This is a genomic window from Variovorax sp. P1_H2, from assembly GCF_056405295.1.
In genome coordinates, this window is sequence record NZ_JBFUCJ010000312.1 from 1 (window position 1) to 556 (window position 556).

Consider the following 556-nt stretch of genomic DNA (forward strand, 5'->3'; position numbering starts at 1 on the left):
GGCAAGGTGCCGACCGCAGTGGCGGTCACCAACGGCGGCGAATTCGCCCTCATCACCGTCTGGGATACCGTGAACCTCAAGGGCCAGATCGCCTTGGTCGCACTTGCTGGCGGCTGCCAGAGTTGCAGCGACGGCCGCTACTGGGGGGAATGGACCTCGATCGTGCCAGGCCTGCCGAACCTGAACAACATCGCCTTCATGAAGGTCATCGGCTACGTGGATCTGCCGGACATGGTCGCTCCGACCGAGATCTCGGTCACCACCGGTCTGGAGAACGAGACCCTGCAGCGCGTCTACCTGCCGGGGAGCTGCGGCAGCAACTTCGTCAACCACGAGCAATTGCCGCTCAACGTGGCGGCCAATCGCGCAACCTTCATGGCCGGCGGCTGCAACTACGGCAGCCTGGCCCACGGGGGTGTCGCGGTGGTGGTGTCGAAGTCGGAGCAGAAGGTCTCGTTCGTCAACCTGAAGCCCTTGTTCGACTATTACCAGTCGATGTACTTCGGAACCGATGCCGATTACGCCAAGACCACCACGGTGGGCCAGGCCGCCACCC

General features: G+C 63.5%; 1 pseudogene. It reads left to right on the top strand.

Annotated features, from left to right (window positions below):
- Positions 1–556, top strand: a pseudogene (locus tag AC1D2E_RS36090) (hypothetical protein); the annotation flags it as partial.